At 67.2% G+C, this 14,244-nt stretch carries 13 protein-coding genes and 1 riboswitch; of the genes, 10 read left to right on the top strand and 3 right to left on the bottom strand.

Annotated features, from left to right (window positions below):
* The first annotated feature begins 114 nt into the window (after window positions 1–114).
* From gatC to gatB, 3 genes are read left to right on the top strand one after another with little or no spacing between them, the layout of a single operon-like run.
* Complete coding sequence (gatC, locus tag ACTHQX_RS03130) at window positions 115–411, top strand: Asp-tRNA(Asn)/Glu-tRNA(Gln) amidotransferase subunit GatC (RefSeq protein ID WP_003802035.1); 297 nt, start codon at window positions 115–117, stop codon at window positions 409–411.
* Between the two features lie 3 nt (window positions 412–414).
* Window positions 415–1,977 (top strand): Asp-tRNA(Asn)/Glu-tRNA(Gln) amidotransferase subunit GatA, encoded by a 1,563-nt coding sequence (gene gatA, locus ACTHQX_RS03125; protein WP_236807783.1) that lies wholly within the window; start codon window positions 415–417, stop codon window positions 1,975–1,977.
* On the top strand, window positions 1,977–3,485 hold the full coding sequence (gene gatB / locus ACTHQX_RS03120) for an Asp-tRNA(Asn)/Glu-tRNA(Gln) amidotransferase subunit GatB (RefSeq protein ID WP_236807784.1): 1,509 nt from the start codon (window positions 1,977–1,979) through the stop codon (window positions 3,483–3,485). The genes gatA and gatB overlap by 1 nt, the downstream gene beginning before the upstream one ends.
* 90 nt (window positions 3,486–3,575) lie before the next feature.
* Here the strand turns inward: gatB and ACTHQX_RS03115 are convergent, their stop codons facing one another.
* Window positions 3,576–4,484, bottom strand: coding sequence for a LysR family transcriptional regulator (locus tag ACTHQX_RS03115; protein ID WP_236807785.1), 909 nt, complete (start codon window positions 4,482–4,484; stop codon window positions 3,576–3,578).
* Window positions 4,485–4,615: 131 nt separating this feature from the next.
* Here ACTHQX_RS03115 and tdh point away from each other — a divergent pair, with 131 nt between their 5' ends.
* The 5 genes from tdh to ACTHQX_RS03090 all read left to right on the top strand — a co-directional run bounded on the left by tdh (window position 4,616) and on the right by ACTHQX_RS03090 (window position 10,247).
* Window positions 4,616–5,662, top strand: a complete 1,047-nt coding sequence (tdh, locus tag ACTHQX_RS03110) for an L-threonine 3-dehydrogenase (RefSeq protein ID WP_236807786.1) — start codon at window positions 4,616–4,618, stop codon at window positions 5,660–5,662.
* Window positions 5,663–5,742: 80 nt separating this feature from the next.
* The gene (locus tag ACTHQX_RS03105) at window positions 5,743–6,939 is read left to right on the top strand and encodes a glycine C-acetyltransferase (protein WP_440155576.1); all 1,197 of its coding nucleotides are present in this window, start codon (window positions 5,743–5,745) and stop codon (window positions 6,937–6,939) included.
* A gap of 45 nt (window positions 6,940–6,984) precedes the next feature.
* Window positions 6,985–8,124, top strand: a complete 1,140-nt coding sequence (locus ACTHQX_RS03100; RefSeq protein WP_440155575.1) for an NAD(P)/FAD-dependent oxidoreductase — start codon at window positions 6,985–6,987, stop codon at window positions 8,122–8,124.
* 11 nt (window positions 8,125–8,135) lie between these two features.
* Window positions 8,136–9,347 (top strand): imidazolonepropionase, encoded by a 1,212-nt coding sequence (gene hutI / locus ACTHQX_RS03095; RefSeq protein WP_440155573.1) that lies wholly within the window; start codon window positions 8,136–8,138, stop codon window positions 9,345–9,347.
* A 111-nt stretch (window positions 9,348–9,458) separates the two neighbouring features.
* A complete protein-coding gene (locus tag ACTHQX_RS03090; protein ID WP_236807790.1) occupies window positions 9,459–10,247 on the top strand; it encodes a DeoR/GlpR family DNA-binding transcription regulator in 789 nt (262 codons plus the stop codon).
* A 13-nt stretch (window positions 10,248–10,260) separates the two neighbouring features.
* Here the strand turns inward: ACTHQX_RS03090 and ACTHQX_RS03085 are convergent, their stop codons facing one another.
* Window positions 10,261–10,941 (bottom strand): histidine phosphatase family protein, encoded by a 681-nt coding sequence (locus tag ACTHQX_RS03085; RefSeq protein ID WP_440155571.1) that lies wholly within the window; start codon window positions 10,939–10,941, stop codon window positions 10,261–10,263.
* Window positions 10,942–11,028: 87 nt separating this feature from the next.
* Here ACTHQX_RS03085 and ACTHQX_RS03080 point away from each other — a divergent pair, with 87 nt between their 5' ends.
* Entirely contained in the window at window positions 11,029–11,808 is a 780-nt protein-coding gene (locus tag ACTHQX_RS03080) for a CPBP family intramembrane glutamic endopeptidase (RefSeq protein WP_440155570.1), read from the top strand.
* Window positions 11,809–11,903: 95 nt separating this feature from the next.
* Here the strand turns inward: ACTHQX_RS03080 and ACTHQX_RS03075 are convergent, their stop codons facing one another.
* Window positions 11,904–12,542: a VOC family protein gene (locus ACTHQX_RS03075; RefSeq protein ID WP_102970773.1), complete on the bottom strand. Its 639-nt coding sequence runs from the start codon at window positions 12,540–12,542 to the stop codon at window positions 11,904–11,906.
* 128 nt (window positions 12,543–12,670) lie between these two features.
* Window positions 12,671–12,788, top strand: a riboswitch (SAM riboswitch).
* Window positions 12,789–12,828: 40 nt separating this feature from the next.
* On the opposite strand from ACTHQX_RS03075, the gene ACTHQX_RS03070 reads away from it, so the two are divergent.
* The gene (locus tag ACTHQX_RS03070; protein WP_440155568.1) at window positions 12,829–14,145 is read left to right on the top strand and encodes a bifunctional o-acetylhomoserine/o-acetylserine sulfhydrylase; all 1,317 of its coding nucleotides are present in this window, start codon (window positions 12,829–12,831) and stop codon (window positions 14,143–14,145) included.
* Window positions 14,146–14,244 lie beyond the last annotated feature (99 nt).

Raw genomic sequence — 14,244 nt, 5'->3', positions numbered from 1 at the left:
GTTTGTGCAAAACACCGCCGTGAACTGCCATTTGGCGTTGAATAGCCGGAAAGCGGCAGGGCAACGTGACAGTAGACTAGTCCGGAAACCCATTCCGAACTTGCAGGGAGATCCATGGCTGCGATCAACCGTGACGACGTCGCGCACCTAGCGCGGCTTGCGCACATTGAGATGAGTGCTGAAGAGCTGGACAGGATGGCCGGCGAACTTGCCGTCATCGTAGACGCGGTGAAATCCGTGAGTGAGGCCGCAGGTGACGGTGTTCCCGCAACGTCGCACCCGATTCCGCTGAGCAACGTGTTCCGCGAGGACGAGGTGGGCCACACCTTCACCGCCGAGCAGGCACTCTCCGGCGCTCCGGACTCAGACGCAGACCGCTTCAAGGTCCCGGCAATCCTGGATGAGGACTAGACCATGACTGAAACCAACAGCACGGAACTCATCCGTCTCTCCGCAGCCCAGCTGGCCGCGAAGCTCGCCGCCCGCGAGGTCACCGCCGTCGAGGTCACCCAGGCGCACCTGGACCGGATCGCCGCCGTTGACGGGGGAGAACGCGGCGTCAACGCGTTCCTGCACGTCAACACCGAGGAGGCACTCGCCGTCGCCGCCGAGGTGGACGCCATCCGTGCCGCAGGCGGGCAGGCCGCCGAGGAGCTGCACGAACTCGCCGGCGTTCCGATCGCCGTCAAGGACCTCATTGTCACCATCGGCCAGCCCACCACGGCCGGTTCCAAGATCCTCGAAGGCTGGCACAGCCCGTACGACGCGACCGTCGTCAAGAAGCTGCGCGCCGCGAAGATGCCGATCCTGGGCAAGACCAACCTGGACGAGTTCGCCATGGGTTCCTCCACCGAGCACTCTGCCTTCGGCCCCACCCGCAACCCGTGGGACCTGGACCGCATCCCCGGCGGTTCGGGCGGCGGGTCGGCAGCCGCCGTCGCAGCCTTCGAAGCACCGCTGGCCCTCGGCACGGACACGGGCGGATCCATCCGCCAGCCTGGCGCCGTCACCGGCACCGTTGGCGTCAAGCCCACCTACGGCGGCGTGTCCCGCTACGGCGCCATCGCCATGGCGTCCTCGCTGGACCAGATCGGCCCCGTCTCCCGCACCGTCCTGGACTCGGCGCTGCTGCAGCAGGTCATCGGCGGCCACGACCCGCACGACTCCACCTCCCTGCCGGACCCGCTGGGCGACCTTGTGGCCGCTGCGCGCCTCGGCAACGTGGACGGCATGAAGATCGGCATCATCAAGGAGCTCCACGGCGAGGGTTACCAGGCCGGCGTCGAGAACCGCTTCAACGAATCCCTGGAGCTGCTGAAAGAAGCGGGTGCGGAGATCGTTGAGGTGTCCTGCCCCAACTTCCAGTACGCGCTGGGCGCCTACTACCTGATCATGCCGTCGGAGGCCTCCTCCAACCTGGCCAAGTTCGACGGCGTCCGCTACGGCCTGCGCGTGCTCCCCGAGGAGCCGCCGCTCACCATCGAGCGTGTCATGGGCGCCACCCGCGCCGCAGGATTCGGCGATGAGGTCAAGCGCCGCATCATCCTCGGCACGTACGCGCTGTCCGCCGGCTACTACGACGCCTACTACGGCTCCGCCCAGAAGGTGCGCACGCTCATCCAGCGCGACTTCGAGGCTGCCTTCGCCAAGGCCGACGTCCTGATTTCCCCCACGGCGCCCACCACGGCGTTCAAGCTGGGCGAGAAGCTGGATGACCCGCTGGCGATGTACCTCAACGACGTCGCCACCATTCCCGCCAACATGGCCGGCGTCCCCGGCCTGTCCCTGCCCGGCGGCCTGGCCGACGAGGACGGACTGCCCGTCGGCATCCAGCTGCTGGCACCGGCCCGCGAGGACGCCCGCCTCTACCGGGTGGGCGCTGTCCTGGAATCCCTGCTGGAAGCGAAATGGGGCGGCCCGCTGCTGGACAAGGCTCCGTCGTTGGCTGAGCTTGCCGAAACCCAGGAGGCAAAATAATGACCACCGATGCAACCCTCAGCTTCGAAGAAGCGATGGAGAAGTACGATCCCGTCCTCGGGTTCGAGGTCCACGTTGAACTCAACACGAAGACCAAGATGTTCTCCTCCGCGCCCAACGTGTTCGGTGACGAGCCCAACACCAACGTCAACGAGGTGGACCTGGGCATGCCCGGCGTCCTGCCGGTGGTGAACAAGACCGCGGTGGAGTCCTCCATCAAGATCGGCCTGGCGCTGAACTGCAAGATCGCCGAGTCCTGCCGCTTCGCCCGGAAGAACTACTTCTACCCGGACACCCCCAAGAACTTCCAGACGTCCCAGTACGACGAGCCGATCGCGTATGACGGCTACCTGGACATCGAGCTCGAGGACGGCACCGTGTTCCGCGTCGAGATCGAACGCGCCCACATGGAGGAGGACGCCGGGAAGCTGACACACCTCGGCGGCTCGGCCGGACGCATCCAGGGCGCCGAATACTCGCTGGTGGACTACAACCGTGCAGGCGTTCCGCTCGTCGAGATCGTCACCAAGCCGATCGAGGGAGCCGGTTCCCGCGCCCCCGAGCTCGCCAAGGCTTACGTTGCCGCCGTGCGGGAAATCGTCAAGAACCTCGGCGTCTCGGATGCCAAGATGGAACGCGGCAACGTCCGCTGCGACGCCAACGTCTCGCTGCGCCCGCACGGCCGCGAGCGCTTCGGCATCCGCTCCGAGACGAAGAACGTGAACTCGCTGCGCGCCGTCGAACACGCCGTCCGCTATGAGATCCAGCGCCACGCCGCCGTCCTGGACTCCGGCGAGCCGGTGATCCAGGAAACGCGCCACTGGCACGAGGACACGCGCACGACGACGTCGGGCCGGGAAAAGTCCGACGCCGACGACTACCGCTACTTCCCGGAGCCGGACCTGGTTCCCGTCGTTCCCTCCCGGGAGTGGGTGGAGGAGATCCGCGCGACCCTGCCTGAGCCGCCGGCCGAGCGCCGCAAGCGGCTGAAGCAGGACTGGGGCTACTCGGACCTGGAGTTCCGTGACGTCGTCAACGCCGGCGTGCTGGACGAGATCGAGGAAACCATTACCGCCGGCGCCACGGCTTCCGTGGCCCGCAAGTGGTGGATGGGCGAGATCGTGGGCCGCGCCAAGAACGCCGACGTCGACCCCGGCCAGCTGGGAATCACGCCGGCCACCATCGTGGAACTCAGCAAGATGGTGGAAGCGGGCAAGATCAACAACAAGATGGCCTCCGCGGTGCTGGATGGCGTGCTCGCCGGCGAAGGTACCCCGGCCGAGGTGGTCGAGAAGCGCGGCCTCGCCGTGGTGTCCGACGACGGCCCGCTCCTGGAAGCCATCGACGCAGCCCTGGCCGCTCAGCCCGACGTTGCGGAGAAGATCCGCGGCGGCAAGGTGCAGGCCATCGGCGCCATCGTCGGCGGCGTCATGAAGGCCACCCGCGGCCAGGCCGACGCCGGCCGCGTGCGCGAGCTGATCCTGGAGAAGCTCGGCGTCACCGCCTGAGTACTCCACCCAACTGGGTCGCAGTTAACGTCGTTTTGAGTGCTCAAAACGACAACAACTGCGACCCAGTTGGGTTTAAACCAGTTGGGTTTAAGCGTGGCTGAGCCGGGCCATGATGTCCTGCAGCGCTTCGCACACCACCCGCACCGACGCGCGCTTGAGGTTTTCCGGGCGGGCCAGGATATCAATCCGGCGCCGGGTGCTGATTCCGTGCAGCGGCCGCAGCACAATGTCCGGGTTCAGTACGGGCCGCGCCGTATACCGCGGCAGCAGGCCGATCACGCTTCCCGAGGCCACCAGCGCCGCCACTGTGGAGTAGTCATTGATGCGGTGCACGATGTTCAGCTCCCGGCTGGACACCGCGGCGACGGCGGACAGCACGTCCGCGGGGGAGTAGCCGGCGCGGCTGGTCACCCAGGGTTCCCCGACGACGTCGGACGCCGTCAGCGTCGCCTGCCCGGCCAGGCGGTGGCCGGCCGGCAGCGCCACGTCCAGCGGCTCATGCGCCAGCGGTATCACCGCCACCCGTTCCTCCGGCCACTTGGGGCTGTGGTCCATCCGGTGCGCCAGCACGAGGTCGTACCTCGCCGTCAGCGCGGGAAAATCCTGCTGGGCCACGTCCTCGTCGGAGAGCAGCACCTTCGGCTTGTCGGGGCCGTCCAGGAGCCGGGCCAGCGGCGCAAACAGCGCCTGCCCCGCGCTGTGGAACCCGCTCACCGTCACCGGCGCCACCGTGGAGCCGTGGTACGCGCCGATAGCCATCCGCGCGTCGGCCATGGCGCTGACGACCGCGGCACCCGCATCAGCGAGCACTTGGCCTGCCTCCGTGAGGACCAGGTTCCGGCCCTCCTTGCGGGTCAGCGGCACGTCAACGCTTTTCTGCAGCTGGGCAAGCTGCTGGGACACGGCGGAGGGCGTAACGAGCAGGGTGTCGGCTACGGCCTTGACGCTTCCGAGCGCGCCAAGCTCGCGCAGCATTTCGAGCTGGTGGATCTCCATGCGCTCATCCTATTCCTTAGCGATTCCTTAATCGTCAATTGAGAAAATTGCCCTTGTGCTAACGGGTCGAAGGTCGCTCTAATGAAGGGAGAATTCCCCGCATGCCACGCATGCCGAACGTAAGGAAGCCAATGAAGGCCCTCTATAAGGCCGGCGCCCACGCCGGATTTGAACTGACAGACCGCCCGGAACCCGAGGCGGGACCCGGCGAGGTCAAGATCCGTGTGCATACAACCGGCATCTGCGGCACGGACCTGCATATCCAGTCCTGGGACGCCTGGGCGCAGGGCATCATCGAGGCCCCGCTGATCGCCGGCCACGAGTTCTACGGCGAGGTGGTGGCCACAGGCGAGGACGTGCGCTACGTCAAAGTGGGCGACCGGGTGTCCGGGGAAGGCCACATCGTCTGCGGCATTTGCCGCAACTGCCGCGCCGGCCGCCGGCAGATGTGCATCCACACGGTCAGCGTGGGCGTGCAGCGGGACGGCGCGTTCGCGGAATACGTTGTCATCCCGGAGACGAACGTCTGGGTGCACCAGGACCCGTCCGTCACGCCGGAACTTGGTGCCATCTTCGACCCCTTCGGCAACGCCGTGCACACCGCCCTGAGTTTCCCGCTGGTGGGGGAGGACGTGCTGATCACCGGAGCCGGGCCGATCGGCCTCATGGCCATCGCCGTGGCCCGCCACGCCGGCGCCCGCAAGATCGCCATCACCGATGTCTCGGCCCCGCGCCTGGAGCTGGCCCGGCAGCTCGGCGTGGATCTGGCCATTGACGTCTCCAAGACACGGGTCCGGGAAGCGCAGCGGGAGCTGGGCATGCGCGAGGGCTTCGACGTCGGACTGGAGATGTCCGGCCACCCCACGGCGCTGCCGGAGATGATTGACAACATGAACCACGGCGGACGCATCGCCATGCTGGGCCTTCCGAGCCAGTCCATCGACATCGACTGGGGCAAGGTTGTAACGCACATGCTCACCCTGAAGGGCATCTACGGCCGCGAGATGTTCGAGACCTGGTACGCCATGAGCGCCATGCTGTCCTCCAGCCCCGCCGTGCACGCCAGCATCTCCGCCGTCGTCACGGACGTCCTGCCGGCCACCCAGTGGGAGAAGGGCTTCGAAATCGCGAAGGCTGGCGTCGGCGGCAAAGTGGTGCTCGACTGGTCGGAAATCTGACCTGAAATCCGGGCCCCAAAATTGGGTCCCCGCCCTTCCACACCCGTTTTTGACAGTTTCCCAGCCGAGGAGAACCCGCCATGTACTCAGCCATCAAAAACCAGCTCCGCGCAGAGCTTGACGACATCCGCACCGCAGGCCTTTACAAGACGGAGCGCCACATCGACTCCGCCCAGGCCAGCCACATCACCGCCGGGCAGATCGGTGAATCAGGTTCGCCGGTCCTGAACTTCTGCGCCAACAACTACCTGGGCCTGGCCGACCACCCCGAAATCGTCGCGGCGGCCAAGTCCGCCATGGATGAGCGCGGCTTCGGCATGGCCAGCGTCCGGTTCATCTGCGGCACCCAGGACCTCCACCTCGAACTCGAAGCCAGGGTCTCAAAGTTCCTGGGCACGGAGGACACCATCCTGTTCTCCAGCTGCTTCGACGCGAACGGCGGCGTTTTCGAATCCCTCTTCGGGCCCGAGGACGCCATCATCTCCGACGCCCTGAACCACGCGTCCATCATCGACGGCATCCGGCTGTGCAAGGCGCAGCGGTTCCGCTACGCCAACCAGGACATGGCCGACCTGGAGGCGAAACTCGTGGAAGCGAAGGATGCCCGGCGGAAGATCATCGTCACCGACGGCGTCTTCTCCATGGACGGCTACCTCGCCCCGCTGGAGGCCATCTGCGACCTCGCTGAAAAGCACGACGCCCTGGTGATGGTGGACGACTCCCACGCCGTGGGCTTCATGGGACCCACCGGGGCCGGGACGCCCGAGCATGCCGGCGTCTCCCACCGCGTGGACATCTTCACGGGCACCTTCGGGAAGGCGCTGGGCGGCGCCTCGGGCGGCTACGTGTCCGGCCGCGCCGAAGTGGTGGCCATGCTCCGGCAGAAGGCCCGCCCGTACCTCTTCTCGAACTCCCTCGCGCCCGCCATCGTGGCGGCCACCATCAAAGCCCTGAAACTCGTGCAGACCTCCGGCGAGCTGCGGGCCACGCTGTTCCGGAACGCGGAGCTGTTCCGCCGCCGGATGACGGAGGAAGGCTTCGAACTGCTGGACGGCGAGCACGCCATCGTGCCGGTCATGTTCGGCGACGCCGTCCTGGCAGCGCAGGTGGCCGACCAGATGCTCCAGCACGGGGTCTACGTGACCGCCTTCAGCTTTCCCGTGGTGCCGCGCGGTGCCGCCCGGATCCGCGTCCAGCTGTCCGCCGCGCACAGCGCAGACGACGTCGAAACCTGCGTCCAGGCGTTCATCAAGAGCAGGGACGCGGTGGCTGCGTAGGTCCCGGTCACCTGTAAAGTCAGGCCATCTGTAAGGATTGTGCCCATGGCATCAACGTATGACGTAGTCATTGTGGGCGGCGGGATTGCCGGACTGTCCCTTGCCTCCGCGCTGGCCGGCAAATGCACCGTGGCCCTCGTGGAGGCGGAGCAGCAGCTGGCGTACCACACGTCCTCGCGTTCGGCCCGGCAGCTGATACCCAGTTACGGCCCGCCGGTGGTGCAGGAACTGACCGTCCGCACCCTGGAACTGATCGCGGCGGACGACGCCGGACAGTCCCGGCCCGTGCTGTCGCCGCGGAGCTTTCTGCTCATCGGAGACGACGAAACGGTGCGCGCCGAGGCCAGCGGCGAGATGCGCCTGATCAGCCATGACGAAGCGCTCGGGTTGTGCCCGGCTTTGAAGCCCGAATCCTTCTCCGCCGCCGGCCTGGACACCGGGTCCTTCGGGTGCGACGCCCCGGTGCTGCTGGAAAGGCACCGGGCGCGTGCCGAGGCGGCCGGCGTGGACATCATCACCGGCGCCCGCGTCCACTCGGCCCAGCGGCTGGGATCGGGCTGGGAGATCGGCGCCGGGCAGGAAGGCTTCTCCGCCGGCGTGCTGGTCAACGCGGCCGGCGCCTGGGCCGACGAGCTTGCGGTGCTGAGCGGCGTCGAGAAGATCGGCCTGCAGCCCTACCGGCGCACGGCAGCGATTGTCGGCGTCGGCCGTCCGCTGCCGGAAGGCAGCCCCATGGTGGCCGCCGCAGACGACTCCTTCTACTTCCGCAAGGAAGGCGGCGACGTGCTGATCTCGCCGTCGGAACACGTGGCCAGCCCGGCGGAGGACGCACGTCCCCGTCCCGGGGACGTGGAGCGGCTCATCTCCCGGCTCAACACCCTGACGACGCTGGGGATCGGAACCGTCCGGACGGCCTGGACCGGCCTGCGCACCGAGGCGGCCGACGGCGTGCCTGTCGTGGGGTTCGACGCCGAGGCCCGCGGGTTCTTCTGGCTCGCCGGCCAGGGCGGCTACGGTTTCCAGACCTCGTCCGGAATCGCGGAACTGGCCGCGGCCCAGATTCTGGCGGGCCCGAACGGCCGTGACGGACAGAGTGCCGGACACGCGGGGCAGGACACTGGCAGCCGTCCGGTATCCCGGACGGCGGATGCGCTTGCTGCGACGCGCTGGTCCATCCGGCGCTGAAGAATGGATCCATGAGCACGCTGATCACCAACATCGCCGAACTGATGACCCAGGACGCGGAGCACCGTGTCCTCAAGAATGCGGCAGTGGTGATCGAGGGTGAACGGATCTCGTGGATCGGCCAGGCCTCCGCCGCCCCCGCGGCCGACGAAGCCGTCGACGCGGGCGGCCGGGCCGTGCTCCCCGGCTGGGTGGACTCCCACACGCACCTCATTTTCGCGGGCGACCGGACGGCGGAGTTCGAGGCCCGGATGGCAGGGGAGGAGTACAGCGCCGGCGGCATCGCCGTCACCACTGAAGCCACCCGGAACACCGGCGACTACGACCTTACGCGGCTGGCGCAGGGCCGGGTCGCCGAAGCAGTGTCGCAGGGCACGACGTACCTCGAGACGAAAACCGGCTACGGCCTCGATGTCGAGCAGGAAGCCCGGAGCGCGCGGATCGCCTCGACGGTGGCGGACGAGGTCACCTATTTGGGCGCCCACCTGGTGCCGGCCGGGGCGGATGCGGATGACTACACCAAGCTCGTCTGCGGCCCGATGCTGGATGCGGTCCGCCCTTACGTCCGCTGGGCCGACGTGTTCTGCGAACGGGGCGCCTTCTCGGAGGAACAGTCACGTGCCGTGCTGCAGGCCTGCCGCGACGCCGGCCTGGGGCTGCGGGTGCACGGCAACCAGCTGGGCTACGGCGCCGGCGTCGGCCTCGCGGTGGAGTTCGGCGCGGCAAGCGTGGACCACGTCAACTATCTTTCGGAGCAGGACATCGCAGACCTCGCCGCCGGCTGGTCGGGCTGGGATGCCGCCGCGGGAACGGGCGGGCGGGGAACGGTGGCCACCTGCCTGCCGGCCTGCGACCTCTCCACCCGCCAGCCGCTGGCTCCCGGCCGCCAGCTCCTGGACGCCGGCGTGCCCGTGGCGCTCGCGTCCAACTGCAACCCGGGCACGTCCTACACGAGCTCCATGGCGTTCTGCGTCACCACCGCCGTCCTCCAGATGGGACTGAGTGTCCATGAGGCCGTCCGGGCGGCGACGTACGGCGGCGCCTTGGCGCTGCAGCGCGAGTCCGGTAACGACGTCGACGGCGGACGCGCCGTGGGCTCACTCGCCGTCGGACACCGGGCGGACCTGCACGTCCTTAACGCCCCGTCCGCCACCCACCTCGCCTACCGCCCCGGCATGCCGCTGACCCACGCGGTGTGGCGTGCAGGGGTGCGGGCACGGTAGTGTCAGGCGGTGCCATTCCCCCCGGGAGTGACGCAAGATGATCGCTCAGGGTCTGATACAATCACAAAGCGTCATTTCCTTGTGGCGTTTTTGGATCTTGAAAGGCCCTGCATGACACGCACCGACCGACTGACGGCCATCCTTGATCTCCTTGCCGAGGCCGGCCAGGTGGAAGTCGAGGAAATCGTCACCCGGCTCGGCGTGTCACCGGCCACCGCCCGGCGGGACCTGGACAGCCTGGCCAAGCGGCGGCTGCTGACCCGGACCCGCGGCGGCGCCACCACCGGCGCCCTCGCCTACGACCTTCCCGGCAGGTACAACCGGGACGACCACGCCGTGGCCAAGCAGGAGATCGCCCTGGCCGCCTCGGCGCTCATCAGCCCGGGAATGGTCATCGGCCTATGCGGCGGCACCACGAGCACCGCCCTCGCGCAGATCCTGGCCACCCGGGAGGACCTTAACTCGCCGTCGAACCAGCCCACCCTGACCGTGGTCACCAATGCGATCAATATCGCCTCCCAGCTTGCCGTCCGGCCCAACATCAAGGTGATGGTGACCGGCGGCATCCTCAATCCGCGGTCCTATGAACTCGTGGGCCCGTACACGGACATCATCATGCAGAAGGTGGTGCTGGACATCGCCTTCATCGGGGTCAACGGCGTCGACCCGGAGGTGGGGCCCACCAACACCGGCGAGGCCGAGGCTACGGTCAACGCCCTGCTGGCCAGCCGCGCCAGCGAGTCCTACGTGATCGCAGACTCCTCGAAGGTGGGCCGCCGGGCGTTTGCCACCATGGACGGCTACAACTTCACCCGGCTCATCACCGACTCCGGCATTTCCGCGGCCGACAAGGCCGCCTTCGAAGCCCGCGGCACCGAAGTGCTCGTGGCCGGCGCCTAGAAAAGAAGACGGCTCAGAAAATCACCGGCGGGGCGTCCAGCACGGTTTCGTCCACCCTCCGGTCCACCCACTGTGTGAACGGTGTGTCGAGTTCGTACTTGCCCAGGCTGTTGCGCACCAGCATGCGGACCTCGGCGTTTTCGGGGTTGTTCAGCGACTCGAAATACTCCACGGACCAGTGGAACCAGCGCATGCAGAACAGGCGCATGGTCAGCCCGTGCGTGACCAGCAGGGCGTTCGGGGAGTAGTCGGGCTTGGACCAGTGCCGGTACAGGGTCTCCATGAACGAGGAGATCCGGTCGTAGACGTCGGAGCCGGACTCGCCCTCCCGGAAGCGATAAAAGAAGTGGCCATAGGCGTTGCGGAGTTCCTTCTGGTCCTCGATGTCGCCGGAAATCTGGAAGTTGGCCCAGTCCTGTTCGCGCAGCCGCGGTTCCTCGATCACCCGCTCCGTCAGCGGGCCCAGATCCAGTGCCTCAAGGGTCTGGTAGGCGCGCAGGTACGGTGAGACGTAGACGCTCACCTGCCGGCCGTCCAGCTCGCGCCGGATGCGTTCCCCGGCGGCTTTCGCCTGCTCCAGGCCAAGCTCTGTCAGCGGAATCCGGTAGTCGGGCACCCTGTTGTAAATGGAGGTATCCGCGTTGGCCGCCGACTGGCCGTGCCGGATCATGATGATTTTCCCGGGAGCGCTCATAGTTCCCCAGCATAGGGTCAGCCCGCGGCCGGACAGGAACCGACTGGCTGACAGGAAAGTACCAGCCGGTGCAGGCAAGATAGGAACATGTTGGTTCCCTCCCGCCGTCGGCTGCGGTTCGAAGTCTGGATCGTCCTTGGGCTGTCGCTCGGCCAGTCCGCCGTCTACTCCGTGGTGCAGCTGCTGGACAAAATGACCCGGGCACCGCTGGCGCAGGGGACGTCCACGCTGAACAGGTCGCAAAGCACGCGCGAGTACTTCGACCTCACCTACCAGCTGCTGGACATCATCTTCGCCCTGGTGCCGGTCCTGCTGGTGATCTACTTTTTGACAGACCAGCGCCAAGCGAAGGCCGGAGGCGGGCACGACGCCGGCTCGGCGTTCCGGAAGCTGGGATTCAACTTTGCCCGGCCGGGCAGGGACCTGCTGCAGGGGCTGGGGCTGGCCGCCCTGATCGGGATCCCGTCGCTGGGCCTTTACGCCGCGGGGCGGGCCCTGGGCGTTACGACGGCGATCATCCCCAGCGGTCTGGACGCCTACTGGTGGACGGTGCCCGTGCTGATACTGTCCGCACTGCGCCACGCGGTCGTGGAGGAGGTCATTGTGGTGGGCTACCTGCTGGACCGGTTCGGCAAGTTCGGCTGGTCCGTGCCGCTGGCGATCTTTGTGTCCGCAATGCTCCGCGGCAGCTACCACCTGTACCAGGGGTTCGGACCATTCATTGGAAACGCCATCATGGGCGTGGTCTTCGCCTGGATCTACACCAGGACCCGGAGGGTGATGCCGCTCGTCATCGCGCACGCCATGCTGGACATCGTCGCGTTCGTCGGGTTCAGCCTGTTCGGCAAAGCGGTCGGCCTGGGCTAGGAAGCGCCCGGCCCTTAAAAGTGATTCGGCCGCCATCGGCGGGTGACGTCATTGGCACCCGCTGATGGCGGCCGAAGTGAAGGGCGGAGAGTGCGTCAGATGGTGACGGCGCCCGCTGCGGTTTCGAACGTGACCGAGAGAATGCCCGGCGTTCCGTGCGGGGCGACCCAGTTCACGGCGACATCCTCCAGCGGCCTTTCGACGGGCTCGCCGAGCCACTCGGTCACGCGCTCGGCAGAGCCCGCGATCGTGAGGCTGGACATCTTCACATTGCTGTCATAGGCGTTGGACGGGTGCAGCTCCGCATCGCCCTCCCACTTCAGCATGTAGGGGACCTGCGGGTCCGCGATCAGGCCCAGGATGCCGATCTGCTTCCAGACAAGCTCCCGGCCGTCGGGGAACTTGCGGTTGCCGTTGACCGCGGAGCGGCCCAGGCGTTCCTCGAATGGGGCGAGGTCGTCAACTTCGACGCACCAGCCCATCCAGCCGCCGCCCGCCGCGGACCGGGCCCGGACGGCCTGGCCGAACGGTGCCTTGTCCGACGCCGGGTGGTCCAGTACCTCAACAACCTCGAGGTACTTGTGGCCGGCCAGGGGAATGATCATGTTCCGGGTCCCAAACCGGGGGTGCACCCCGCCCTTTACGGCTTCGACGCCGAGGGCAGAGGAGATACGTTCGGTGGTGGCCGCCAGGCCATCGTGTTCACAGGCGTAAGAGACGTGATCCATGCGCATGACCTCATCTTGGCACTTTGTGAGGTGGCTCTCAGCTTAGGTCCACCTAACCTCGCGAAAAGTCCATACTTTGACGAAGTTCTTCACAAAGCTGTGCGCGTAACAGTCCCATTCCTACACTGATCGCAGGTCATGAGTGCCAGCGAAGAGAGCCCCGGCTCGCTGGCCGGCAACCCTCCAACCGCGGCGGGGTGCCCCGGGTGAAGACCTGGCTGCGTGGCGCCCGCCGTGTGGCAAGCGCGGGCCTGTGCCGGGACCAGCACACGCCCAACAGCTGAGGAGCCTCATGTCCAACGCATGGTCATTCGAAACCCGCCAGATCCATGCCGGCCAGGCGCCGGACGGCGCCACCGGCGCCCGGGCACTGCCGATCTACCAGACGACGTCGTTCGTCTTCCCCAGCGCCGAAAGTGCAGCGGACCGCTTTGCGCTGGCCGAGATCGCACCTATCTACACCCGGATCGGCAACCCTACCCAGGATGCCGTTGAACAGCGCATCGCCAGTCTGGAAGGAGGGCTTGCGGCACTGCTCCTGAGCTCCGGCCAGGCCGCCGAAACGTACGCCATCCTTAACATCGCCGAGGCCGGTGACCACATTGTTGCCAGCCCCAGCCTCTACGGCGGCACCTACAACCTGCTGGCACACACCCTGAAGAAGTTCGGAGTCTCCGTCACCTTCGTGGCAGACCCGGACAACCTGGAGCAGTGGCGCGACGCCGTGCGGCCGAACACCAAGCTCTTCTTTGCCGAGGTGGTGTCGAACCCCCGGCAGGACGTGCTGGACATCGAAGGCGTTGCCCGGACAGCGCACGAGGCCGGCGTGCCGCTGATCGTGGACAACACCCTGTCCACGCCCTACCTCATCCGCCCGCTCGAGTGGGGTGCGGACATCGTGGTGCACTCGGCCACCAAATACCTCGGCGGTCACGGTGCCGCCATTGCCGGCGTCATCGTGGATTCAGGCAACTTCGACTTCGGCAAGGACCAGGTGCGTTTCCCCGGCTTCAATACGCCGGACCCCACCTACAACGGGCTGGTTTATGCCCGGGACCTTGGCGCAGGCGGCGCCCTGGGAGCCAACCTGTCCTACATCCTCAAGGCCCGCGTCCAGCTGCTCCGCGACCTGGGCTCCGCGGTGTCCCCGTTCAATGCCTTCCTCATCGCGCAGAGCCTGGAAACCCTGAGCCTTCGGGTGGAGCGCCACGTGGCCAACGCGGCAGCCGTGGCCGGCTGGCTGGAAGCCCGGGACGACGTGGAGTCCGTGGCCTACGCCGGGCTGCCGTCCAGCCCCTGGTACGAGCGCGGCCTGAAGTACGGGCCCAAGGGCACCGGCGCGGTGGTGGCCTTTACGCTGGCCGGCGGCGCCGAGGCCGGAAAGCGCTTCGTGGATGCCCTGGAACTGCACTCCCATGTGGCAAACATTGGTGACGTCCGCTCCCTCGTCATCCACCCGGCGTCGACCACGCACAGCCAGCTCACGCCGGAGCAGCAGGCCGTGGCGGGGGTTGCCCCCGGCCTGGTCCGGCTGTCGGTGGGCCTGGAGCACATCGATGACATCCTGGCCGACCTCGACGCCGGATTCCGCGCGGCAAAGGGCGCCTGACTTCGCGTGCTACCGGTGTGGCTTCCGGCCCGTGAGGGGCCGGGAGTCACACAGCCGTCACATTCTTAGCGCAGATGTCCGCCTGTTTCGTAAACTGGG

It is taken from the genome of Arthrobacter sp. SAFR-023 (genome assembly GCF_051965295.1).
GTDB lineage: Bacteria > Actinomycetota > Actinomycetes > Actinomycetales > Micrococcaceae > Arthrobacter.
This window is presented reverse-complemented; position numbering and strand designations above follow the sequence as displayed.